Genomic DNA, 23,578 nt, shown 5'->3' with positions numbered 1-23,578 from the left:
GAGCTTGAGAGTGGAACAGCCATTGTCAGACATCGATCTGTGCGAAGCGCTATCGGACCTCTTCGTCGATAACGAGGTCGACTACGAGTACATCGCCAGGGTGGCGAGGGCTTTTCCTGTTACTCATGTGGAGCAAGTCTTGTTCGAATGGGTGGCGCCGGTCTGTTACACCAACACCCTGGCACCCGTGCCGCCGATCTGGACCGGTTTTGAACGTGACTCACTTTGGGCAGAGATCCAGAGCTTGCTGGCAAGAGAGGCCAAGGCCGGGTTTGCCAAGAAACTGTCCATCAGGCTCAGGCAGTTTTATCTGAGGCGGCAGTTTGCGAAAGAGTGGAGCAGGCTGTCAGCGCTGCTGGCTGAGTAGGGATAAAAGTGGCGACAGAGTGGCGACATATTTTTTAATGGGTGGTCGTTTTTGACCATCATTGGTTTTATAACTCGTTGATTTTTATGTAAGTGACTGTTTTCACAAGGGGGCATATCAGATTTAAAATCCCTCGACGTTCGCGTCGTGCCGGTTCGATTCCGGCCTCGGGCACCATTAAAATCAAAGACTTACGAAGGCCACTAGCGATAGTGGCCTTTTTGTTTTTGCGTCAATGCCCACACTTGGTCCACACAACCTTATTTCGGCAGGTATGCCAGCTTTACTCCCTGTAGCTCCCGTAATCCAGTCGTAGCCAAGGGTCAATGTCGAGTCGATGGGCGGTTTACCATCTGGATTAACGGTCCGGGCCTCTGCTCATCGGGCTAGCCCTGTGGCGGACACGACCGCGTGATCCCGCCGTCATCCTCGAGCCGGTGGCACCCTCATCTCATCTTCGCCCCATCTGGGGCTATCCAATGCAATATCGTCGGAAGAGATGGTTGGATAGAAGAAAAAATACTTAGACGTCGGCTGCGAACTTGGCATGAGGAATGGAGCCTTATTCGAGGCTGTGCCTGCTTGCCACTGCCTATGGCTCTTGCCGCTGTCTCGATCCCGCCTGCTCCCACCGAATCAAATTGATAGCATGCAACTGCCGTGGCTGGGCCACGATTTCACTGGAAAAGGGGGGGATTCGGTTGGCTAGGAGGGCATCAGCAACCGATTGTGGAGCGGGGTCGTTATGTCCGGATAGCCTCATTTTTTGCGCCATCCCTTGCGCGCGCAGCGGCGGAAGCTGTCGTACGCTTGGCGCTTTATCACCAAGGAACCTCTCGATTGAACTTCAACAAAGCCAGACCAGACGGGGACGAAAATTGAACGAACACAAACCTGAAGGAATCCATTATGAGTGTGCTCAAGATGAAATACGTGCTCCTCAGCACGTGGACGCTGTTTTTAGGTGGCTGTGATACCGAAACCATGGTGCCCGTGCCCAGTGGGAGCGGCGGAGGTAATGGAACAGACACAGCACAGATCACCAGCCTGCAAGTCACCCCCTCGGAGAGCCGTATCCCGGCAGGATTACAACAACAACTGATTGCCCAGGTCACCCTGAGCGATGGCTCGACCGCGGAGGCCGCAGCCGATGTGACCGTGAACTGGAGCAGCAGTGATGCCAGCATTGCCACCGTCGACGAGACGGGGCGTGCCACTGCCGTGGGGGCCGGGATAGCCAGCATCAAGGCCACAGGGACCGGGAATGGCAGGGTCTTTGAGGCAAGCGCCAAACTGGAGGTGACAGATGCCGTTGTCTCCGATCTGACCCTTACCCCGGCGATCGCCACCAGCATGCCGCCCTCGGCATCACAACCGATAGTCATGACCGTCTTTGCCGCCAAGGCGACGCTCTCCGATGGCAGCATCATCGATCTGACCTACAACCCGGCCCTGAGCTGGAGCAGCAGTGATGAGGCCGTCGCCACCGTCAGCAACACGATCGGCAGTAAAGGGGTCGCGACCGCCGTCGGCGCGGGGGCCACCACTGTCAGCGCGAGCGGGATGCTCAATGGGCAGAACTTCTCTGCCACCGCAGACTTGACCGTGACCCCGTGACTGGCGTTGTGGTAACGGGTAATCGCCTACCAGTGTGACCATGACGGCAGGGCGCCGGCTCTGCCACTCTTTTCCCTCATCCTCCCTGTGTCACCTCGCGTTACCGGGCCCCGCCTGTACCAAGGGTGCCACGGCTGTCGCTTTCTCCCTTGACCGGTACGGTGTGCTTCATGGAAGCTCGATCTTTTCCACGGGAGGGTGAAGCGATGTTACGGATCTTGGGCAAGGCGTCGTCAATCAATGTGCGCAAGGTGTTGTGGACCTGCGCCGAGCTGGATCTTCCTTTCGAGCGGGAGGAGTGGGGGAGTGGTTTCCAGTCCACTCAGAGCGCCGAGTTTCTGGCGTTGAACCCGAACGCCATGGTGCCGGTCATCCGGGATGGAGACTTCACCCTGTGGGAATCCAACAGCATCATCCGATATCTGACGACGCGCTATGGTGACGGCTCGCTCTATCCCGCCGAGGCGCGGGCGAGGGCGATGGTCGATCAGTGGATCGATTGGCAGGCATCGGACTTGAATCGTGCCTGGAGCTACGCCTTCATGTCGCTGGTGAGGCTCTCCCCCGCCCATCAGGACAGTCAGGCGATTGCGGCGAGTTGTGCCGAGTGGTCCAGATACATGCAGATCCTGGACAGACAGCTCGAGGCCACCGGCGGCTATGTGGCCGGGAGCCGCTTCTCATTGGCGGACATTCCCGTCGGCCTGTCGGTGAATCGCTGGTTTCATACGCCCTTCGAGCGCCCGTCACTCGCGGCGGTGAGCGATTACTACGCGCGCTTGAGCGAGCGCCCCGGCTTCTGTCTGTATGGCAATAACGGAATGCCATAAGCGGCAGCGCAAGATCGGCCGCAGTGTCGCACCTGCCAACCTCGACAGGTCAGCGCCTCGCGCCAGAACCCCGGGCCCTGGGCTGGGCGACTTGCCCTGTTAGCGGGCGTCGTGGCGAAAGGCGCGGCTCGCCCATAAAAAATCCGAAACACGGGGTTTCGGATCCTGGCCCGCGAGGGGCGTACACGGGGTGTGTCGGGAGGCAGGTCAGCTGCGGATCTTGTTGTAGACAAACAGCACGATCAAGGCACCGACGGTGGCGATGAGGATGCTCGGCAGGTTGAAGCCGGTCACCGTTCCCATGCCGAGCAGGGTGCCGACATAGCCCCCCACCATGGCGCCGACGACCCCCAGGATCACCGTCATGAAGAAACCGCCCCCATCCTTGCCAGGCATGATCCACTTGGCCAGGATGCCGACGATCAATCCCAATACCACCCAGGTCAGAAATCCCATCATCTCGTCCTCATGTGTGTGCACAGACACAGAGTATATGCAGGGTTCAGTGTTGCCTCCTGCCCAAAGAGGGGGGCGTAAGTAGTTATAAGGGCACCCCTTATCTTCGCTGGCAAGGTGTCACTCGGGGAGGGGACTGCTCTCGAGCCGCTGGCCCTGCGGGGTGCAGCTCAGCACCGATCCCTGCTCGAACCAGTCCCCCAGCACGATGCGCCGCGCCGGCTTGCCGTCCAGCATGAAGTCATGGACGGCGGGCCTGTGGGTGTGGCCGTGGATCATCAGGTGGCAGCCGTGTTGGCGCAGCAGGGCATCGACCGCCGCCGGGGTCACGTCCATGATGGTCTGGGGCTTGCCGGCATTCTCCATCTGGCTCTGGCCCCGCATCTTGCAGGCGATGGCCTGGCGGCGGCTGAGGGGCAGGCGCAGGAAGAGCCAGCGCAGCCATTTCTGCTGGGTGATGCGGCGAAACTTCTGATAGCCGAGATCCAGGGTGCAGAGCAGGTCCCCGTGGCTCAGCAGCACCCGCTCCCCGTAGAGATCGATGACGCAGGGGTCGCCGAGCAGCGTCATGCCCGCCCGCTTGGCAAAGGCCTTGCCCAGCAGGAAGTCGCGGTTGCCGTGAATGAAGTAGATAGGCACGTTCTGCCGGCTCAGGGCCAGGAAGGCCTCGGCCACCTGGTGGTGGAGCGGGTTGGGATCGTCGTCGCCAATCCAGAATTCGAACAGATCACCCAGCACATAGAGGGCATCGGCCTTGGGGGCATCGCGCTCGAGAAAGCGCACCAGTGCGGCTGTCATGTCGGGCCGCTGGGCGCACAGGTGAAGGTCACTGATAAAAAGGGTGCTCATGATGTGGGATGAGTGCTCTTGATGGGATCCGGGCAAAGAGGGGCAGGGGAGCCTGCCGGCGTGGGTGAGTCGCACTGGGATGGGGTCTGCCAGTGGAGCGTTGCAAGGTTGCGCCCCTCCAGGGTCAGCAGCGCGGCGTAAGGATCGCCGCAAAGCCCAAGCAGACGACAGATGGCGGCCTCTCCTTTGAGTCCTGCCCCGAGGCGAAGGCGCAGCACGGCCTGATGGAAGTCGTGGCCAAAGTGCCCCAGCAGGGCGGCCATCAGGCTGAGGTGACGCCAGCCGTTGAGCGTCTCAAGCCGGGCCGGGGTGACATAGAGCTCCACCGGCCAGCGCGCCTGGTCCGGGCCGGTCAGGGTCTGCTCCATCAGCCACACCTGGTTCCCCTTGCCCCTGACCGCCCAGCCCTGTTCACGCAAGAGGGCGGCGAGGCGCGCGGGGTCCGGGTGCTGGCAGAGGATGTCGAGATCGCTGCCGGGCAGGTCGAGCCCGATGGCGACCGTGCTCACCAGGGCCACGTCCTGGCACAGGCGCCCCAGCGTATCCCACACACCACTGCTTAGCAGGGCGTGGGCGGAGCGCTGGCGGGGATTGCCCCGGGCCAGATAGTCGAGGCGGCGCCAGTTGGCAGGGCTGGCCTGCGCAGATGGAAAAACTGCGGCCGGGGCCGCAGTTTCATCGCTACGCAGTAGAAAACAATCAGTCAGCAAGGGTGACCTTGGTGATGACGACGTCTTCAACCGGTACGTCCTGATGCATGCGGCCTGAGTTGCCGGTCTTGACGCCCTTGATCTTGTTGACCACGTCCATGCCGGCGGTGACTTCACCGAACACGCAGTAGCCGAAGCCCTGGGTGGTGGCGGACTTGAAGTCCAGGAAGTCGTTGTTGTTCACGTTGATGAAGAACTGGGCGCTGGCGGAGTGCGGCTCGCTGGTGCGGGCCATGGCGATGGTGCCAATCTTGTTGGACAGGCCGTTGGCCGCCTCGTTCTTGATGGAGGCGCGGGTCTCTTTCTCTTCAAAGCCAGGAGCATAGCCGCCGCCCTGGATCATGAAGCCGTCGATGACGCGGTGGAAGATGGTGTTGTCGTAGTGACCGTCACGGCAGTATTGCAGGAAGTTGGCCACGGTCTCGGGGGCTTTTTCCGCGTTCAGGGTCAGGGTGATGTCGCCGTGGTTGGTGTGCAGAGTAACCATGATATGTCCTTTCAAATGTTGCGCGAGCACGAAGCCGGCTCGCGGCTGTTGCATGGGCTATGGCCTAAAGTGGTGGCAATTCTAGCCCATCGAGGGGCTGCGGCATAGATGGCATGGGGGATCCGGCGCTTTTTCTGCCTCGTTTTCTCCACCGGATGCGGTTAGAATGTCAGGCCATTTTACTCACAGGCAGTGGTCATAAGATGCTGAAGATATACAACACACTCACTCGTCAAAAAGAAGAATTCAAACCTATCCACCCGGGCAAGGTGGGCATGTATGTGTGTGGCGTCACTATCTACGATCACTGTCATATCGGCCACGGCCGCACCTTCGTCTCCTTCGACGTGGTGGCCCGCTACCTGCGTTACGCCGGTTACGATCTCACCTATGTGCGCAACATCACCGACGTGGATGACAAGATCATCAAGCGCGCCGCCGAGACCCGGGTCACCTGCGACGATCTCACCGAGCGCCTGATCGGCGACATGCACCAGGACTTCGACGCCCTCGGCATGCTGCGCCCTGACATCGAACCCCGCGCCACCCAGCACATTGGTGAAATCATCGCCCTGGTCGAAACCCTGCTGGAAAAAGAGCACGCCTACGTGGCGGACAACGGCGACGTCATGTTCATCGTCGAGTCCTTCGCCGACTACGGCAAGCTCTCCGGTCAGGATCTGGAGCAGCTGCAGGCCGGCGCCCGGGTCGACGTGGTCGAAGCCAAGCGCAACCCCCTGGACTTCGTGCTGTGGAAGATGTCCAAGCCCGGCGAGCCGACCTGGGACAGCCCCTGGGGCCCGGGCCGCCCCGGCTGGCACATCGAGTGCTCCGCCATGAACTCCAAGCACCTTGGCAACCACTTCGACATCCACGGCGGCGGCTCCGATCTGCAGTTCCCCCACCACGAGAACGAAATCGCCCAGTCCTGCTGCGCCCACGGTGGCGACTACGTCAACACCTGGATGCACAGCGGCATGGTGATGGTGGACAAGGAGAAGATGTCCAAGTCCCTTGGCAACTTCTTCACCATCCGCGACGTCCTGGCCCATTTTGACGCCGAAACCGTGCGCTACTTCCTGATGTCCGGCCACTACCGCAGCCAGCTCAACTACTCGGAAGAGAACCTGAAGCAGGCCCGCGCCGCCCTGGAGCGGATGTACACCGCCCTGCGCGACCTGCCGGTGGCGGCCGCCGCCGGTGGCGACGAGCAGGTGGCCCGCTTCAAGGAGGCCATGGACGACGACTTCAACACCCCGGAAGCCTACTCCGCCCTGTTCGACCTGGTGCGCGAGATCAACCGCCAGAAGGCTGAAGACGTGGCTGTCGCCGCTGGCCTGGGTGCCCGCCTGCGGGAACTCGGCGCCGTGCTCGGCATCCTGCAACAGGATCCGGACGCCTTCTTGAAGGGTGACGAGGCCGACGACGAAGTCGCCGAGATCGAGCGCCTGATTGCCGAGCGCAACCAGGCCCGTGCCGACAAGAACTGGGCCGCGGCGGATGCCGCCCGCAACAGTCTCACCGAGATGGGTATCGTGCTGGAAGACAGCGCCGGCAAAACCAGCTGGCGCCGTGCCTAAGGCCGGTGGCGCTGCTCGCGCCAACCGGTTGACCCAATAAAAAACCGCAGCCCAAGGGCTGCGGTTTTTGTTTGTGGTCTTTTCCGTTAAGCCTCGGTGGCTTTCGCTCTGCTCCCCTCTCTCCTTGCGCGTGATTCCTCGCTTGAATGCCAGCCAGCGCTTGAATGGCATGGTTTCGCCATGTAGGACAAAGCTACGCCCTCGACGGGGTTTCGCCGCTGCTGCGTGGTTTGCAATATCTCCGCTTTAATGTTAATTGCCTGTCCAGCCGCAAAAGGGGTTGACTAAATAGTTTTCTAGTCGGGGGAGAAGGGGGGCTGGGAAATAGGTATGTATCACTCTTAGAACCTCATCATATGAGGGTTTCTCAGGCATAAAAAGTGACACTCTCTGATCTCTGTATCTAAATTGGTACTTGCCAGAATCTTCTCTGGATTATTTCACCCAGCAAGGATTCGGTTATCTTTAACATCTATACCTATTTCTATATGCCAGTGGTGATATATTTAAGTTTGATTTGAAAAAACGTGAAAATACTGATTGAGAAGAAAAACAAATCAATTCACTTATTTCTTGTATGCTTGCAGCTGTTTCGACTAGTAGCTTGCAAGCCATGCCGACTCTGACGTGTTTTAAAAGTTCGGTAAAGGTGGTTCTTTCATGTTTTAACTTTTCATTCAGTGTCCACCGACTCATCCTTAAAGTTGAACACACATCATTCATAATGCTACTTTCAGATTCTGACCTTACTCGGTTTATTGAACTCTCAATTAACTTCATAACCAGATTAGCTAGCGACGTCGAGTGCTCTAATTCGATCTTTTTACTATTTAAATTTGTTTTTTGCACTGAATGAAGAATTTCATTGAAAGAGTCGATTTTTTTATCCAACAAGCTGTTGTTGATTAACATGTAATTAATGTTGTTATCAAACAAACATTTGCTTTCAAAATATTCATTCAATAACCCTTTTTTCTCATGTTTTTTTCCTGCAAAGCCTATTTTGATATTGTTTATTGGTATGTATGAGTTTATTAATCCATATAAGATCATGAAGTTACCAATCGCAGATAGATTTCCAATCTGTTCAGGGCCGCTATTGATATATTCTATTCTGGTTTGCCCTTCTCCTCTGGTCATAATGACAGAGTCACAGCTTCCAATTATCACCCTGTAATTAATGAATGCATTAATTGCATCCATCGCTGATGTTTGATTAAGGCAAAAGCCGAATAAGTCAGGATAGGTATGATAGCTTAAATTTACAGTGCCAAGTGATATACAGTGCTCCAGCATATCCTGAGTCAACAGTTCGTTATATTTCTCTGCTTCAATCAAAAAATTATAGTGTTGCTTTTCTGAAATCCTCCCTCCATTATTTTCCAGTTCATAAAAACATATCCCGCATTTTTCAGTTATTTTTTTTGTATCAACACCATGCACTTCCAGCTGTTTTAGTATTACTCTGGCTATAGTGTTTGAAACACTTCTCTCCATAGAAGCTTCCTCCGGTCTATCTCTTTTTAAATATAAAACGGTAAGATTCAAGAAATTTAAATGGCCGCTAAGCCATGCAAAGTGCTGCATTGATAAATCATAAAGGAGGATTGATATTTCATTTTTTAACGCTTGACTGTGATTTTTGTCACAATGCATTAAATCATTGTTTTTCTCTTTGTAACAAATCGTAATCTGGAGATCTCTGTAGCGTTTTTTAAAACCCCACCAAAATGCAATAACTATCACCCTAATGCAAAGACAGTAAGCTTCAAAGTGATTATATTGAATTCGTAAAATTATTTATTCATCTGCTATTGTAGATGAGAGTTTAAATGCTCTTACATCATATGAATTTAAAAATAACATTTTTATAATGATAATCTGGTGGCCATGTTTATGGTTAAAAGTGCAGATTGTTTTTATTCAATATTTTAAATTAAAAGGCCATTCTCTTTTAAAGGAATATATAATGATAGCTTACCGCCAAAAATTAAAATTAAGTGTTGTCGCCATCGCTGTGTCAATGGGGTTAGCTGGAACTATTGTTGGCTGCAATGATAACAATAGCACGTCACAGGTTCAGGATGAGGAGGCTCAATTCAGGGCGAAAGCGGAAGCCATGGTCAAAGACCTCAGCTTGAGCGAGAAACTCGATATTCTACAAGGTCCAGGAATGGATCTGAATACTTATGCAGGAATACCGCCTATTAACTTGGAGGAAGGAAAGGATGTACCCGGTATTGCTGGATATATTAACGGTGTTAAAAACGAGGTGCTCGATATTCCAGCAGCTAAGTTATCCGATGGTCCAGCTGGTTTACGTTTCAGTCCAACAAGAGAGGGGCAGAGCGGTACATTTTATGCCACCGCGTGGCCAATTGGTTCATTACTGGCATCGAGTTGGGATACTGATTTGGTGAAGAAAGTTGGTGAGGCATTTGGTGATGAGGTCAAAGAATACGGAGTTGATTTTTTGTTGGCTCCAGGGATGAATATTCAGCGTAACCCTCTGCTTGGGCGTAACTTTGAGTATTATTCAGAAGATCCGGTAGTGTCGGGTAAGATTGCCGCAGCAATGGTGAACGGTGTTGAGTCTAATGGCGTGGGGGCGACTATCAAACATTTTGTCGCTAATAATGCAGAAACTAACCGATTCTTTAACGACTCCATTGCAGAACCAAGAACCCTGCGAGAAATCTACCTGAGGAGTTTCCAGATCGCCGTTGAAGACTCACAACCTTGGGCTGTTATGAGCTCTTACAACTTGCTAAATGGTACTTATGTCGATCAGCGCAAAGATGTGCTGACTGACATACTGAGAGATGAATGGAAGTTTAAGGGATTGGTGATGTCTGACTGGTTTGCTGGTAACGTTGCCGGGCTTACCTCCGATTTCACCGGTGACGTTGGTCGCGATCCAGAGTCGGCAGCAAAACAGATCGCTGCCGGTAACAACCTAATAGAGCCAGGTAATGTTAAAGAGGACTTACAGGCATCTTATGAGAATGGAACTCTAACAGAAGAAGATATTGACAAGAGTGTTGTTGCCATTTTAACCCAAGTGCAAAAATCACCATCATATAACCATTATCAATATTCCGAAAGCCCTGATCTGAATGCGCATATTGCCTTGTCACGCCTAGCTGCAAGTGAAAGCATGGTGTTACTTAAAAATATGGAGTCAGCATTACCGATCGCGGCAGACAAAAAAGTTGCTACATTTGGTACCACTCAAATCAATACCTTTAAAGGTGGAACAGGTAGTGGTGATGTCAATTCTGCCTATGTTAAAGATATCGCTAGTGGATTGGCTGAACAATTTGATGTCAATGATGGTTTAGTCTCGTTCTTTAGTGATTATTGGGATCAAAATAAAGTATCTAACCCTGCTTTATTTGCATCTGGTTATGTCATTGAAGAACCTTCGGTTGCTGCAGTTCCGGCATTGCAAGAGTTGATTGCTAGTTCGGCAGAGAGTGATGATGCGGCCATTATCACGATAGGCCGTCAGGCCGGTGAAGGTAGCGATCGCAGCAGTGGTAAAGGTGATTACCTACTGAGTGACACCGAGCAGGAAATGATCACAGCGGTTGCCGCTGCGTTCCATGCCAAAGGAAAAAAAGTCACTGTGGTACTCAACGTCAATGGCGTGATTGATACAGCGGCTTGGTCTGATAGCGTAGATGCCATTCTGCTAGCCTATATGGGTGGACAGGAAACTGGTAGTGCAGTAGCCGATGTATTATCTGGAGCCGTCAATCCGAGTGGTAAGCTGGCGCAAACCATGCCGGCATCCTATAGTGATGTACCGTCATCAACGACCTTCCCTGGCACTGATGTAGATGGTGATGGATTGCCTGATAAATCTTATTACAACGAAGGGATTTATGTTGGTTACCGTTATTACACCTCATTTAATAAGCCGGTTTCCTATGCATTTGGTCATGGTTTGTCGTATACCACGTTTGCTTATGGTAATTCAGCTGTAACGTCCAACACACTTACTGCAGGTGGTAATCTAACAATAATGACAACGATCACCAATACAGGTAGTGTAGCAGGTAAAGAGGCAGCTCAGGTTTATGTGAATGCGCCCGAAAATAAACTTAAAAAACCAACTGTTGAGCTGAAGGCATTTGATAAAACAGCTCTGTTAGCGGCCGGTGAGTCGGAAGTGTTAACATTCAATATTTCTGCTCAGACGCTATCTAGTTTCGATCCTGCTAATAATGAATGGATCATTGAACCAGGCACATATAATGTTTACGTAGCACCTTCATCGGATGTGTCTGATATTCAACCAATCACATTCAGCATCAGTAATGAAATTGTTGTCAGCAAGACAACGCCGAATACGTTGGCATTGCCTGATGGTGTAACTGCAGGATCATTTGTCACAGTAAGTGAATAAAGACGGGGTTAAATAATAAGGGGTATTTCTATACCCCTTTATTTTTAACGCAATTTTGCTAATGGTTAGCGTTCGATTGTTACGCTGATGCATCAACTGAAGCTGGCCAACCACAAGCTGTACAGATCTAGTCATCCCCTGACCGGGCAGCCCAACCGTCGGCCCCTGATGCTCGAACTCACCCAGTTGTTCTCCCTCTCGGGGCCGGCCGGCCTCCGGTGCTCATCGCCTTTATCGATCCCGACGGTTTCAAGGCCATCAACGACACACACTGTCACGAGGTGTGGGATCTGCTGCTCGTCGCCGTTTGCTTCGTTCCGTCAGACTTTTTGCCTGAACTGAGGGAACCCGACTCAGGAGGGCGAACAAGCGGGGGATAAGACCTTTGGTGTTATTGGCCAAAGAGAGCGGGTTTTTCCAACGTCACTCACCAAGCCGCCCAGCGGCGGCCAAACCCCGTCGAGGACAACGTTCTTGTCCCTCGCAGCAGGCGCGGGATGCCGGGCTGGCATCCGTCGAGACCTGGGAAGCCGGCCAAATTCCGTCGCTGCCGCCCCTGGCTGTCGCTACCACAATGCGCCGCTGACCCTGGCATATGAAAAGGGGCCAACGGGCACCCACTCCCATCCTACGGAGCCGACGGGGCCCGATCCATGGATATTGCTGACCCAAGTGTCAGAATCGACAGGTTTTTTGCGCTGGTTCAAAGTTATGGCCGCACGCCAAGGGCGGGGCGAGGCGTCAGACCGTGGCGGTGGGCGCGCCAAAGTGTGAACGGGGTGGTATTTCCCCGGCCTACCCCTTTCTCGCACTTGTCTGGCGTGCCCCGGGTTGGCTAAGGTGTCCGCAAGCACATGCACCCAGGGAGATAGGCATGGACAACATATTGCAGACCCTGTCGGAGCGGGTCACGGCGGCGCGGGATCTGGAGAGCCTGACCCGGCCCCTGCTGGAGATGCTCGAAGCGGTGACCGGGCTGGAGTCGACCTATCTTACCGAGATCGATGTCGGGCAGAGCACCCAGCATATCCGTTATGCCCGCAACGTGGCCGGGCTGCAGATCCCGGAGGGGGCGGCGGTGGACTGGAGCGATACCCTGTGCCGGCGGGCCATCGATGAGGGGCGCCTGTTTACCGACAACGTCACCGAGTGCTGGGGGGATTCGCAGGCGGCCAGGGCCATGGGCATTCGCACCTATCTGAGCAGCCCGGTGCGCACCCCTTCGGGGTTACTCTATGGCACCCTGTGTGGCGCCAGCGCCGAACAAAAACCCCTGGTAGCCGGCTCCGAGGAGTTGGTTGCCTTCTTCGCGAGGCTTATCGCCGAGCATGTGGAGCGAGAGCAATTGCTGCTGCAGTTGCAGCGGGCCAACGACGAGCTGTCACGCCAGGCCCTCTGCGATCCCCTGACCGGGTTGCCGAACCGCCGGGCTTTGATGCAGGAGCTGACCCGGCTGTTCTCCCTCTCGGATCGGGCCGGACACCCTGTGCTCATCGCCTTTATCGATCTCGACGGTTTCAAGCAGATCAACGATACCCACGGTCACGAGGCGGGGGATCGGCTGCTGACCACCATGGCGCGTCAGCTGGGGTCGGCCCTGCGCCGTGGCGACATGTTGGCGCGGATGGGAGGCGATGAGTTCGTCGTCGTGGGCATGGGCCCGATCCCGGGGGAGGAGACGCTCGAGGCGGCGGTACAACGCTTGGGGCGTCGGCTGTTCGAGCACAGCGTGCTGCAGTTGCCGATCCAGTCCCGGGTGCTGCACTACCCCGGGGCCAGCGTGGGAGTGGTGGCGGTCGATCCGGCGCACACCAGCGTGGACGAGGCCCTGCGCCAGGCCGATGCGAGCATGTATGAAGTCAAGCGCCAGCGCCGCGCGCTGGGGTGACGGGGGCCTTGCATCCAGGGCGCCCCGGCCCATGGGAATGAGACCAGGCGCCGCGCCCTTGATGCCGCGCATTGTTGCCCCCGCGCCCAGGGTGTTAGGATGCGTCTCCCCCAACACAGGCACCCTCTATCATGGCAAACCGCGTTATCGGCCAGCTCCGCGCCCTGGCGGCGAAAGTGGCCGCCCTCTTTGCGGAACTTTCGGAGTTTCAGCAGCGCATCTGGGTGGTCAGCATCATCAAGGATGCCTACACCGATACCTTCATCGTCAACGAGGGCAGCTTCGAGGTGCCCATGCAGTGGATGCACCGCAAGGGCTACAGCGCCGAGATGCTGGCCCGGGTCGATGCCATGGTGCGATCCCAGGTGGTCCAGCTGGAGTTTGGCGGGCAGCGCCACCGCCTGATGCGGGTCAAATGATGCGGCTCAAATAAGGGGCGCCGCCATGGCGTCTCTCTTTGCCCGACGGGCCCCGGCAATCCGGGCCCTGGCTCTGCGGCCTGATGGCGACCTCCCGGTGAGCCTGCTGAGCTATGACTTCTCGGTGGTGCGCTCCGGTTTCAATGCCCCCGAGTAGACGCAGATGGCGGAGTTGTAACTGTTGTAGGCGACGGCGTAGTTGAAGTCGCAGAAATAGGCCGGGTGCTTGGTGGCAACCGTGTCACCCGCCTTGCATTTGTCCTGCATCCCCTCCACCAGAGAGTCATTGTTGGCGCCGAGACAGGCCTTGCCCGTGGTCTTGTCGCCGCCGCACGCCATCAACAGGGCGCACACCGAGACACCCATCAACCACTTCACTGTTTTATGCATGTTCAGTCCTGATATGTCCAAACAAAGTGCCATCTGCACCGGGAGAGTGGGGCCAACAGGCTCCCGGCACCATTTTACGGAGCCGGGACGCTCCGCGTCACCCCTTGTGGTGACCAGCGTCTGACATTTTATGGTGTTTGTGAGGGAGCCAGCGACCGCCGAGGCGAGGAGCGGCCGAGAAGGGCGTGGCGGGCATGCCAGGCCCAGAAAAAGAGAGGAGCCCATCCCGGCTCCTTGTCGTGGCGCTGAACGTCAGGGGATCGGGAAGTACTTGTGCTGGATCCGCTGGAACTCGCTGCTGGCCAGCACCTGGGTCAGGCCGTGCTGGAACTCCTTGACCAGGGCATCGTCCACCGGGTGACTGAAGGCGAAGCAGAACTGCTCGGAGCTCAGTACCCAGCGCACCTCGAACTGGGCGGGATCCAGCTGTTGGGCCTGGATGAGATCCATCAGGGTGGCCTTGTTGCTGGAGATGAGGTCGACCCGACCCGAGGTGAGCATCCGCAGGGCCTGGGGAAGGCGGTTGGCGGTCATTATCTTCTGCTCGTCGAAGCCGTTGTTGAGCAGCAACTGCTCCCCCACGTCGGCACGCACGGCGCCTATGGTGTGCTGCTGGGCATCTTCCAGCCGGGTGAGCTTGAGGGGACGGCTGGCCAGCCCCATCAGCACGATTTCGGCATAGCCGATGGGGCAGGCCCACTTGAACAGGGGATCCCGCGCCTCGGTGCGGGCGGTGGCGAAGAGCACCACGTTGGGCTTCTGGGTCAGCAGGTAGTAGCCCCGGGCCCAGGGGAGGATGCTGATCGCCTGGGGCGGCGTGCCCGTCTTCTGCCACACCAGGTGCAGCAGCTCGATGGCGAAGCCGCTGGGGGTGCCATCTTCCCCGGTGAAGTTATAGGGTTTGTACTCTTCGCTGAGGTAATGCAGCTTGCCAAGGGCCGGGCTGGCGCTGGCCTGTCCCATCTCCCCCGGCCCGCCCCAGAGTGTCGCCAGCAGGGCGGCCATGCCCGTGATGGTGCCCCCGAGTGTGCGTGTGATCCCTGGCATCCCTGTTCTCATCCTGACCGTCCTGCTGCCGAGTGCCCAGCTTCAAGTGTTGTCAAGCCACGGGGTTTCGCCACCCGAGGGGGCGAACAACCGCGGCTGCCCCCGGGTGCGGCGCAAGAGGAGAGGCGGGAATGCGCTCCCCGGATGGCGCATCACCAGGCCGGACGGGTGTGGCCGATGGGCTTGAGCGCCTCGTCCCGCAGGCCGACCAGCAGGGTTCCGCCGTCCGGTTGCAGCCGGAATTCGCCATAGCGCGCCTGCTCGTACTGCTCGCCCGTCCCCTCCTCGAAGAAGAAGGCATCCGGCCCTATCCGCCACTGGCCTTGCTGCCAGCGGGCCAGCAGCAGCCGCTCGTCCGGGGCCAGGGCGTCGGTTCTGCCCCCTTCCACCCGCTGTGCCACTTGTTGCTCATCGAGGCGGATGACCAGGGTCTGGGTGGCGGCGCCCTCCTGGTGCGGGCTCCCCAACTGGCGGGCGAGGGCGTAACTCAGGCGCATGTAGTCCCCCTGCATCAGGGAGCGGGGATCGACCGGGGCCAGCTCCAGCAGCACGGTCTCGCCGCTGCTTATGGCGTGCTCGAAACGCCAGACGGTGACATTGATGCCCACCAGGATGGCGAGGCCGGTCAGAAAGAAACCAAGACGTCTCATGAGGGGATACTCCCATGCAGATGTTTGAGCCCTTGGTCATCGCCGAGCAACCGGGGACCGGAGCCCGGTTGTGTGGCGAGGCGGGTCAGCAAGAGGGCAAAGCGTTTCATGAGGCGATCTCCTTGCCGAGGATTTTCAACAGCTGGCGGGTGCCGAGCAGCAGGGCCCCCGAGCCCAGCAGCAGCCAGGATTTGGTCATCAGGGTCAGCCCGAGATCGTAGTAATAGAGAGAGCCAAAGCCGAGCAGCAGCAGGCCGGCCAGGGTCATGAGCCCGAGACTGCCGGCATAGAATCCAAGCACCAGCACCAGAGCGCCGGCCCCCATGCCGGGGATGAGGGCACTGATCACCACCAGCGGCAGGCCATACAGCAGCGGCAGCTTGAGGCGGACCATGACGGCGAGCAGCAGGGCGGCGCAGAGCAGGGGATTGAGCATAAGCGGCAGGCGGGAGTGGCCCAGCTCGTCGAGCACGCTGGTGCCGCCGTCCCACAGGGGATGATGCAACCGACCCAACACCAGCAGGGAGAGTGCCAGCCCCAGGGTGAGGGATTCATAGAGCGAGTGGCGTTCTGGGTCGCGCTCGGCCCAAAGCCAGCAGAAGGTGAGGGCGGCCATCACCAACGGCAGGGCCAGCAGTTGCAGGCCGAGGCAGGCGAGCCCCATGGTCAGCAGGATGGCGGCGGCGAAGCTGTGGAACAGGCGAACCAGCCAGTGCTCGAACAGGGCGGCGATGGCCAGCGACAGCAGGGCCAATCCCAGCCAGAGCGGGGCCGAGTGGGGGTCAATCTGGTCGATGAGGCCATAGAGCAGCCAGGCATCGGCCGCGAGCGCGAGCGCCAGCACGAACTGATCCCAGAGATCGCTACGCCGGGCCAGGCGGTTGAGGCCGAGGGCCGCGGCCATCAGCAGGGTGCCCATGACGAGGGCGTGGTTCGCCTCGCGGACCAGGCTCTCGAAGGCCATGAACAGGAAGAACAGCAGGAAGAGGGCGGCCAGCCAGCCCACCATGCCGAGCAGGAAACGGCTCGACCAGTGAGGCTGCTCGTCCCGGGGGGCGTCGCCCTCCACCAGATGGGCGGCCCGCAGCCTCTCCCAAGGGATCAGATCAGACATGTTGCCTCCGTTGTTGTTGCAGCCAGCGGCTGGCCATCACCGACAGACCTATGGCGATGAGGGATAGCAGCAAAAAGCCGTTCATGTCCGGCTCCATCCACTTGCCGAGCGCCGCAAGAATGACGGCTATAAGGCTCAGACACCCCATGGCGAGCCCGGCGATGAATCTGTGGTGCCAGCGCAGGTAGGCGGCGCCAAGCCAGGCGAGCCAGGCAGGCCAGACCCAGGGGGAGGCGGCATCGAACAGCGCCAGCAGGGCCAGCAGAGTGACCCCGAGCCCGGCGGCCAGCCCCGGGAGCCAGGAGGGCATGAGCGCGAGCCGGGCTGGGGCCAGGATGAGCAGACCCCAGAGGGCGGCGTTGAGCAGGGTCAGGCACCAGCCGAGGGCCTCCTCATCGAAGGAGAAGAAGAGATCGATGAGGCCGAGGCGCCAGTAGAGCACCAGCGCCAGCTGGCCGAGCAGCCAGGCGAGGGTCCAGAGCAGGGGGCTTCTGCCGAGCGCCGCCAGGGGCAGCAGCAACAGGGCCCAGGTGGCGAAGAGCTGCCAGGGATCGGCGCCGGTCTGGTAGGTCTGACCCACCAGGGCCAGCAGGGCGCCTATGTTGAGGGCCAGGGCCAGCAGCAAGGCCTGGCGCGGGGTGTCGGCCAGGGGCTTGCGCCAGAGCACCAGCAGCATGGCGAGCAGGGGCAGCTCCAGCAGGGCGAGGCGTGAAAGGCGGCCAAGGGCCTGCCAGTTGAAGGCGACGAAGAACACCAGACCCGCCCCGAGGCAGAGGCAGCCGAGCCAGAGCAGCAACCTGTCGAACAGCCACTGCCAGCGCACCGGGGCTGGGGGCAGATCGCAGAGGGTGAGGGCGGCGGGCAATGACTCCCGAGGGAGACGACCGCGTCTGACCCAGTCGAGCAAGGTCTGTCTTGAGGTGACGTGCATGGGGGCTCCTGAAGCCGTCGTGCCTGAATGGTAAGGCATTATGGCACGGCGCCGTGCCCCGGGGCAGACCCCGGTGGCGCTGATGCGACAGGGGCAGGGCAGGGGCAACAAAAAAGCCCCGACCTGGAGGAGGGGGCTGGCATGACGGGCAGATGGGGATATGGATGGGTGCTCACGCCCATCCTATCCCCTCGTTGCTGGCGCGTCAGACGAAGATCAGGGTGCTGGCGCCCAGACCCACGAAGAGGATGGCGCAGGCGATGCGGATCCCCTTGAGGGGCAGCTTGTCGGCCCCCAGCTTGCCAAGCAGCACCACGGGTACGTTGGCCAGCATCATGCCGATGGTAGTGCCGGTGATGACTTGAGTCAGGGAGTCGTACTTGGCCGCCAGCAGCACAGTGGCTATCTGGGTCTTGTCGCCGATTTCGGCGATGAAGAACAGCACGAAGGTGGCCATGAAGGGACCGTATTTGTCGAGGGAACTCTCTTCATCGTCCATCTTGTCCGGCACCAGGATCCAGACCGCCATGGCGATGAAGGCACCGGCGACCAGCCAGGTCATCACCTTGGGATCCATCCAGCGACTGATGAACTCCCCTATCCAGGCGGCACCCGCATGGTTGAGCAGGGTGGCGACCAGCATGCCGGCGATGATGGGCCAGGGTTTGCGAAAACGACAGATGAGCAGCAACGCCAGGAGCTGTGTCTTGTCGCCGATCTCGGCGATGGCCACGCTCAGGGTTGAGGTTAACAAGGCTTCCATAAATATGACCGGGGGACGGAATTGTTATAAACCAAAGACAAGCCTGTGCCATCCGTCCCCGGTATTGGCACTGGCCCGTCAAAGGTCTTGTCAAATCCGGCATTGCCCGGATCATCCTGACCATGGTGAGTTGGCACCAAGTATGTTGATCAGGATCGCGCACCGGGTTGGCACCCGTGGCGAGACTACTCCCCCTCGATGGGAGCCGGCATTCTAGGGAAAAAGTGCGGGAGAGACAAGCAGATCAACCGCCCACCAGCTTGACGCTGAAACCGGCCTTCTCCAGCTCGGCCTTGATAAGGTCCCGTTTGTCCCCCTGGATCTCGATGATCCCCTCCTTGAGGCCGCCGCCGGTACCGCACTTCTTCTTGAGCAGGGTGGCGATGGTTTTCTGCTGTTCGGCCGGCACACCGTGGATGGTGATGACCCCGGCGCCCTTGCGCCCCTTGGTCTCGCGCCGGATGCGCACGGTGCCGTCGGCGGGGAAGGGGGAGGCGCTCTGGGTGGGGGCGGATTCCTTGATCATACCGCCGTCCGTGCTGTAGACCAGGCGGCTGTTGTTGTCGTGACTCATGGCAATACTTTGTCGGTTAGCTAAGCGGAGTTTGATTTTACGCAAATAAATGTTGGGGGCACAGCTTATAATCCTCCCCACTAAAAGCGAATTATTCTTGTTTAACTTCAGGAGCCCGTCATGGTACTCACAGAGTTGTCGCCGGGGCAGCGTGCTCGCATCAAGAACATGAATCAGCTTGGCCGCACCTTGCGACGCAAGCTGATGGTGATGGGGCTGCTGCCCCAGACCGAGATCCTCTATCTGCGGGCGGCCCCCCTGGGGGATCCGCTCCAGGTCCAGTGCCAGGGCATCTGCCTCTCCATGCAAAAGAGCCTGGCCCAGCACATCGAGGTCGAACCGGTATGAACTACTCCCTGGTAACCGTCGGCAACCCCAACAGTGGCAAGACCTCGCTGTTCAACGCCCTGACCGGTGCCCGCCAGCAGGTGGGCAACTGGAGCGGGGTCACCGTCGACAAGAAGATGGGCGAATTTTCAGCCAAGGGGCAGGAGTATACCCTGATGGATCTGCCCGGCATCTACTCCCTGGCCAATCAGGAGGCGAGCCTGGACGAGCAGATCGCCAGCCGCTTCGTGCAGGGCCAGCAGCCGGACCTGCTGCTCAACGTCATCGACGCCGCCAATCTGGAGCGCTCCCTCTATCTCACCCTGCAACTGCGGGAGCTGGGCCTGCCCATGGTGGTGGTACTCAACAAGATGGATCTGCTGCAAAAGCGCCGCATCACCATAGACGAGGGGCTGCTCGGCCAGGCGCTCGGTTGCCCGGTGGTGTCCCTGTCGGCCCACAATCGCCAGCAGGTGGCGGCCTTCAAGGAGCAGATCCACCGGTTCATCGGCCAGCCCCAGCCCGCCCTGGTGCTGGATTACGGCCAGCCGCTGGAAGCCGACATCGCCGAGCTCGAGAGTCTGCTTGCCCCTCATCACCTCAGCGACCGTGGTCGTGCCCTGCGCCTGCTGGAGGAGGACATCGCCATGCAGGAGACCCTGGCGGCGGGTCAACAGGCGGCGGCTGGCAACGTGGTCAGCCGTGCCCACCACGCTCAGGACATCGATCTGCAACTGGCTGATCTGCGCTATGGCCACATCCATCTCTGGAGCCAGCAGGCGTGCCGTCAGCAGGGCAAGCTCACGGTCGCCCAGAGCGAGTGGCTGGACAGGGCGCTGCTCAACCGCTGGGTGGGTCTCCCTTTCTTCCTGCTGGTGATGTACCTGATGTTCATGTTCGCCATCAAGGTGGGCAGCGCCTTCATCGACTTCTTCGACATCCTGGGGGGGGCCCTGTTCGTGGACGGGGTGCACCACCTGCTGGGGCTGGCTGCGGCCCCCGACTGGCTGGGAGCCGTGCTGGCGGATGGCGTCGGCGCCGGTCTGCAGACCGTGGCGACCTTCATCCCCGTGGTGGGCTGCCTCTTCCTGTTCCTCGCCGTGCTGGAGAGCTCGGGCTACCTGGCCCGCGCCGCCTTCGTGGTGGATGCCCTGATGCGCCGCCTCGGGCTGCCCGGCAAGGCGTTCGTCCCCATGCTGATGGGCTTTGGCTGCACCGTGCCTGCGGTGATGGCGACCCGCACCCTGGGCTCGGAGCGCGAAAGGCTGATGACCTCGGCCATGGCGCCCTTCATGTCGTGCGGCGCCCGGCTGCCGGTCTATGCCCTGTTCGCGGTGGCCTTCTTCCCCGAATCCGGCCAGAACCTGGTGTTTGGTCTCTACCTGCTCGGCATCCTGGTGGCGGTGCTCACCGGGCTCTTCCTGCGCAGCACCCTGCTGCCGGGCAAGAGCGACTCCATGGTGATGGAGATGCCGGACTACGAGTGGCCCCGTCCGGTGGACGTGGGGCTGCGTACCTGGCAAAAACTCAAGGGCTTCATCTTCGGCGCGGGCAAGACCATAGTGCTGATGGTGGCGGTGCTGAGCGTGCTCAACTCGCTCGGTACCGACGGCAGCTTCGGCAACCAGGATCAGGAGCGTTCGGTGTTGAGCCAGCTCAGCCAGACGGTGACGCCGGTGCTGCATCCCATCGGTATCCGTGACGACAACTGGCAGGCCACGGTCGGCATCCTGACCGGCATCTTCGCCAAGGAGGCGGTGGTCGCCACCCTCAACAGCCTCTACGCCGGCGGCGCCGGTGACGAGGAGGCGAGTGAATACTCCCTGCTGGGCAGCCTGAAGGAGGCGCTGGCCACTATTCCCGCGAACCTGGCGGACATCGATCCCGCCGATCCCATGGGGCTTAAGGTCGGGGAGCTGGCGGATCAGCAGGCGGCCGCCGAGGCCCAGGAGGTGGACACCTCCACCTATGGCAACATGCAGACCCACTTCGACGGGGCGGCCGGTGCCTTTGCCTACCTGCTGTTCGTGCTGCTCTACATGCCCTGTGCCGCCGCCATGGGCGCCCTGGTGCGGGAGACCGGCCGTCAATGGGCCCTGTTCACCGCCGCCTGGTGCAACTACATGGCCTTCATGTGCGCCACCCTCTTCTATCAGCTGGCGACCTTCGCCGCTCACCCCGAGCAGAGCCTGTTCTGGACTCTGAGCTACGGGATCTCCCTGGTGCTGCTGTGGTGGCTTGGCCGCCGCCACGGGGACATAGTCGCCCGCAAGGTGGTGACCCTGTGACGGCGCAGAAGAGCAGATTGACCCATCAGGGGGAGGTCACGCCATGATATTGCGAGAGCTGGGTGACTATCTGGCGGCGCAGCAGAGGGTGAGCCGGCGGGAGCTGGCACGCCACTTCCATACCTCGGAGGATGCGGTGGAGGCCATGCTCGGCGTCTGGATGCGCAAGGGCCGCGTCACCAAGCGGGAGACCCGGGTGTGCGGCGGCAGTTGCTGCGGCAAGAGCGAGGAGGTGATGTTCGAGTGGTGCGAGCCAGGCAGGATAGGCCTGGTACAGCAGCGCTGAGCACTGTCGCCAGAGAGCGTCAGCTGACAACAAGAGACCCGCCGATGGCGGGTCTCTTTATTGGCTGTCTTGCTGTCTTGGCGGGGAGGGCCCATCCGGGCCATCACAGCCTGGCCAGCATCTCCTGGGTGACCAGCACTATGCCCTGCTCGGAGCGGTAGAAGCGGCGGGCATCCTCATCGGCATTTTCGCCCACCACCAGGCCTTCGGGCAGGGTGCAGCCCTTGTCGATCACCACCCGGCGCAACCGGCAGCCGGCCCCGATCTCGACCCCGGGGAAGATCACCGCCTGATCCAGGGTGCAGAAGGAGTCGATCCGCACGTTGGTGAACAGCACAGAGCTGACGATAAAGGAGCCGCTGACGATGGTGCCACCGGCGAACAGGGAGTTGATGGTCATGCCGTGCTGGCCGTTTTGATCCTGCACGAACTTGGCGGGGGCCGTCATCCTCTGACTGGTCCAGATGGGCCAGTCCTGATCGTAGATGTCGAGCTCGGGCGTCACCGAGGCGAGATCCATGTTCGCCTCCCAGAAGGAGTCCACCGTGCCCACGTCGCGCCAGTAGGGACGCTTCTGCGGGCAGCAGCCGACGCAGGAGAGGCTGAACGGATGGGCATAGGCGGTACCCTCCTTGACCACCCGCGGGATCACGTCCATGCCGAAGTCGTGGTGGGACTGCTCGTTGGCGAGATCCTCTTCCAGCAGTTGGTAGAGGTAGTCGGCGTCGAAGATGTAGACCCCCATCGAGGCCAGCGCGGTGTCGGGCTTGCCCGGTATGGCGGGCGGGTCGGCGGGCTTCTCGACGAAGGCGTTGATCTTGCGGCTCTCATCCACCGCCATCACGCCAAAGGCGCGGGCCTCGCGGCGCGGCACCTCGATGCAGGCCACGGTCACCCGGCTGCCCAGGTTGACGTGATCGAGCAGCATGGCGGCGTAATCCATCTTGTAGATGTGATCCCCCGCCAGCACCACCACGTATTTGGGGCCGTGCTCGCGAATGATGTCCATGTTCTGGTAGACCGCATCGGCGGTGCCGCGATACCAGCTGACTTCGTCAATGCGCTGCTGGGCCGGCAGCAGTTCGATGAATTCGTTCATCTGGTAGCGCAGGAAGGACCAGCCCGATTGCAGGTGACGCAGCAGACTGTGGGATTTGTACTGGGTGACCACGCCGATCCGGCGGATCCCGGAGTTGATGCAGTTGGAGAGGACGAAGTCGATGATGCGGAACTTGCCGCCAAAATGCACGGCCGGTTTTGCCCTGTTGTCCGTCAACTGCTGGAGCCGACTGCCTCGCCCCCCGGCTAACACCAACGCCATGGTCTCGTTCAATAACTGTCTGGACCTTGCTGTGTTGGCTGGTTGTAACAACATTGAATACCCCTTTATTGATACACCTCATCAATGGTGCCTCTTTTGAGGCCCGTTTGAAAGGGTTTTCAACCACATTGATGGCAGGGTTGGGGCTTAAGTTGATTTTTTTGTCATTTATGTGGCGAGCGTCATTGCTCCGAGGGGATGGCTCACCTGCGGCCGGATGAAGGGCAAAGAGGTGAGTGCAGAGGAGAGGCATTGGCCGCGCGGTCATTGAGC

The 23,578-nt window shown here is 59.0% G+C and carries 23 protein-coding genes; 10 read left to right on the top strand and 13 right to left on the bottom strand.

What is annotated here, in order from left to right:
• Positions 1–10 precede the first annotated feature (10 nt).
• From KW824_RS05100 to KW824_RS05090, 3 genes are all read left to right on the top strand, one after another.
• A complete protein-coding gene (locus KW824_RS05100; RefSeq protein WP_218409137.1) occupies positions 11–367 on the top strand; it encodes a hypothetical protein in 357 nt (118 codons plus the stop codon).
• 909 nt (positions 368–1,276) lie between these two features.
• On the top strand, positions 1,277–1,984 hold the full coding sequence (locus tag KW824_RS05095) for an Ig-like domain-containing protein (protein WP_218409136.1): 708 nt from the start codon (positions 1,277–1,279) through the stop codon (positions 1,982–1,984).
• A gap of 206 nt (positions 1,985–2,190) precedes the next feature.
• Positions 2,191–2,814, top strand: coding sequence for a glutathione S-transferase family protein (locus tag KW824_RS05090; protein ID WP_218409135.1), 624 nt, complete (start codon positions 2,191–2,193; stop codon positions 2,812–2,814).
• Positions 2,815–3,021: 207 nt separating this feature from the next.
• Here the strand turns inward: KW824_RS05090 and KW824_RS05085 are convergent, their stop codons facing one another.
• The 4 genes from KW824_RS05085 to KW824_RS05070 all read right to left on the bottom strand — a co-directional run bounded on the left by KW824_RS05085 (position 3,022) and on the right by KW824_RS05070 (position 5,316).
• Positions 3,022–3,270, bottom strand: coding sequence for a GlsB/YeaQ/YmgE family stress response membrane protein (locus KW824_RS05085; RefSeq protein ID WP_042649749.1), 249 nt, complete (start codon positions 3,268–3,270; stop codon positions 3,022–3,024).
• A 120-nt stretch (positions 3,271–3,390) separates the two neighbouring features.
• Positions 3,391–4,119, bottom strand: coding sequence for a UDP-2,3-diacylglucosamine diphosphatase (gene lpxH / locus KW824_RS05080; RefSeq protein WP_218409134.1), 729 nt, complete (start codon positions 4,117–4,119; stop codon positions 3,391–3,393).
• Positions 4,116–4,829, bottom strand: a complete 714-nt coding sequence (locus KW824_RS05075; protein WP_218409133.1) for a DUF4269 domain-containing protein — start codon at positions 4,827–4,829, stop codon at positions 4,116–4,118. Before KW824_RS05075 ends, lpxH begins: the two co-directional genes overlap by 4 nt.
• A complete protein-coding gene (locus KW824_RS05070) occupies positions 4,819–5,316 on the bottom strand; it encodes a peptidylprolyl isomerase (RefSeq protein WP_218409132.1) in 498 nt (165 codons plus the stop codon). Before KW824_RS05070 ends, KW824_RS05075 begins: the two co-directional genes overlap by 11 nt.
• 203 nt (positions 5,317–5,519) lie before the next feature.
• Here KW824_RS05070 and cysS point away from each other — a divergent pair, with 203 nt between their 5' ends.
• A complete protein-coding gene (gene cysS / locus KW824_RS05065; protein ID WP_218409131.1) occupies positions 5,520–6,896 on the top strand; it encodes a cysteine--tRNA ligase in 1,377 nt (458 codons plus the stop codon).
• A gap of 465 nt (positions 6,897–7,361) precedes the next feature.
• On the opposite strand, the gene KW824_RS21200 is transcribed toward cysS, so the two are convergent.
• Positions 7,362–8,642, bottom strand: a complete 1,281-nt coding sequence (locus KW824_RS21200) for an AraC family transcriptional regulator (protein WP_218409130.1) — start codon at positions 8,640–8,642, stop codon at positions 7,362–7,364.
• A 223-nt stretch (positions 8,643–8,865) separates the two neighbouring features.
• On the opposite strand from KW824_RS21200, the gene KW824_RS05055 reads away from it, so the two are divergent.
• The 3 genes from KW824_RS05055 to KW824_RS05045 all read left to right on the top strand — a co-directional run bounded on the left by KW824_RS05055 (position 8,866) and on the right by KW824_RS05045 (position 13,614).
• Positions 8,866–11,307 (top strand): beta-glucosidase, encoded by a 2,442-nt coding sequence (locus KW824_RS05055; RefSeq protein WP_218409129.1) that lies wholly within the window; start codon positions 8,866–8,868, stop codon positions 11,305–11,307.
• A gap of 874 nt (positions 11,308–12,181) precedes the next feature.
• Positions 12,182–13,195 (top strand): sensor domain-containing diguanylate cyclase, encoded by a 1,014-nt coding sequence (locus KW824_RS05050; RefSeq protein ID WP_218409128.1) that lies wholly within the window; start codon positions 12,182–12,184, stop codon positions 13,193–13,195.
• A 131-nt stretch (positions 13,196–13,326) separates the two neighbouring features.
• Complete coding sequence (locus tag KW824_RS05045) at positions 13,327–13,614, top strand: hypothetical protein (RefSeq protein ID WP_218409127.1); 288 nt, start codon at positions 13,327–13,329, stop codon at positions 13,612–13,614.
• Between the two features lie 111 nt (positions 13,615–13,725).
• Here KW824_RS05045 and KW824_RS05040 read toward each other — a convergent pair whose 3' ends face one another.
• The 7 genes from KW824_RS05040 to KW824_RS05010 form a co-directional block, all read right to left on the bottom strand.
• On the bottom strand, positions 13,726–14,004 hold the full coding sequence (locus tag KW824_RS05040) for a hypothetical protein (protein ID WP_042648950.1): 279 nt from the start codon (positions 14,002–14,004) through the stop codon (positions 13,726–13,728).
• Positions 14,005–14,256: 252 nt separating this feature from the next.
• Complete coding sequence (locus KW824_RS05035) at positions 14,257–15,009, bottom strand: ABC transporter substrate-binding protein (RefSeq protein WP_218409601.1); 753 nt, start codon at positions 15,007–15,009, stop codon at positions 14,257–14,259.
• A 194-nt stretch (positions 15,010–15,203) separates the two neighbouring features.
• Positions 15,204–15,701 (bottom strand): GDYXXLXY domain-containing protein, encoded by a 498-nt coding sequence (locus KW824_RS05030; protein ID WP_218409126.1) that lies wholly within the window; start codon positions 15,699–15,701, stop codon positions 15,204–15,206.
• A 106-nt stretch (positions 15,702–15,807) separates the two neighbouring features.
• Positions 15,808–16,815 carry a DUF4401 domain-containing protein gene (locus KW824_RS05025; protein ID WP_218409125.1) on the bottom strand — a complete coding sequence of 336 codons (1,008 nt, stop codon included), beginning with the start codon at positions 16,813–16,815 and terminating at the stop codon, positions 15,808–15,810.
• A complete protein-coding gene (locus KW824_RS05020; protein WP_218409124.1) occupies positions 16,808–17,746 on the bottom strand; it encodes a DUF2157 domain-containing protein in 939 nt (312 codons plus the stop codon). The genes KW824_RS05025 and KW824_RS05020 overlap by 8 nt, the downstream gene beginning before the upstream one ends.
• 205 nt (positions 17,747–17,951) lie before the next feature.
• On the bottom strand, positions 17,952–18,509 hold the full coding sequence (locus tag KW824_RS05015; RefSeq protein WP_041205993.1) for a TMEM165/GDT1 family protein: 558 nt from the start codon (positions 18,507–18,509) through the stop codon (positions 17,952–17,954).
• Between the two features lie 244 nt (positions 18,510–18,753).
• A complete protein-coding gene (locus KW824_RS05010) occupies positions 18,754–19,083 on the bottom strand; it encodes a translation initiation factor (RefSeq protein ID WP_218409123.1) in 330 nt (109 codons plus the stop codon).
• Positions 19,084–19,203: 120 nt separating this feature from the next.
• On the opposite strand from KW824_RS05010, the gene KW824_RS05005 reads away from it, so the two are divergent.
• The 3 genes from KW824_RS05005 to KW824_RS04995 are packed head-to-tail and all read left to right on the top strand — an operon-like array spanning position 19,204 to position 21,984.
• Positions 19,204–19,431, top strand: coding sequence for a FeoA family protein (locus KW824_RS05005; RefSeq protein ID WP_171276390.1), 228 nt, complete (start codon positions 19,204–19,206; stop codon positions 19,429–19,431).
• Positions 19,428–21,698 (top strand): Fe(2+) transporter permease subunit FeoB, encoded by a 2,271-nt coding sequence (gene feoB, locus KW824_RS05000; RefSeq protein WP_218409122.1) that lies wholly within the window; start codon positions 19,428–19,430, stop codon positions 21,696–21,698. The genes KW824_RS05005 and feoB overlap by 4 nt, the downstream gene beginning before the upstream one ends.
• 43 nt (positions 21,699–21,741) lie before the next feature.
• Positions 21,742–21,984 (top strand): FeoC-like transcriptional regulator, encoded by a 243-nt coding sequence (locus KW824_RS04995; protein ID WP_139436654.1) that lies wholly within the window; start codon positions 21,742–21,744, stop codon positions 21,982–21,984.
• 103 nt (positions 21,985–22,087) lie between these two features.
• Here the strand turns inward: KW824_RS04995 and glgC are convergent, their stop codons facing one another.
• Entirely contained in the window at positions 22,088–23,359 is a 1,272-nt protein-coding gene (gene glgC / locus KW824_RS04990; RefSeq protein ID WP_218409121.1) for a glucose-1-phosphate adenylyltransferase, read from the bottom strand.
• Between the last annotated feature and the right edge of the window lie 219 nt (positions 23,360–23,578).

It is taken from the genome of Aeromonas sp. sif0611 (assembly GCF_019218845.1).
Classification (GTDB): Bacteria; Pseudomonadota; Gammaproteobacteria; order Enterobacterales; family Aeromonadaceae; genus Aeromonas; species Aeromonas media.
This window is presented reverse-complemented; position numbering and strand designations above follow the sequence as displayed.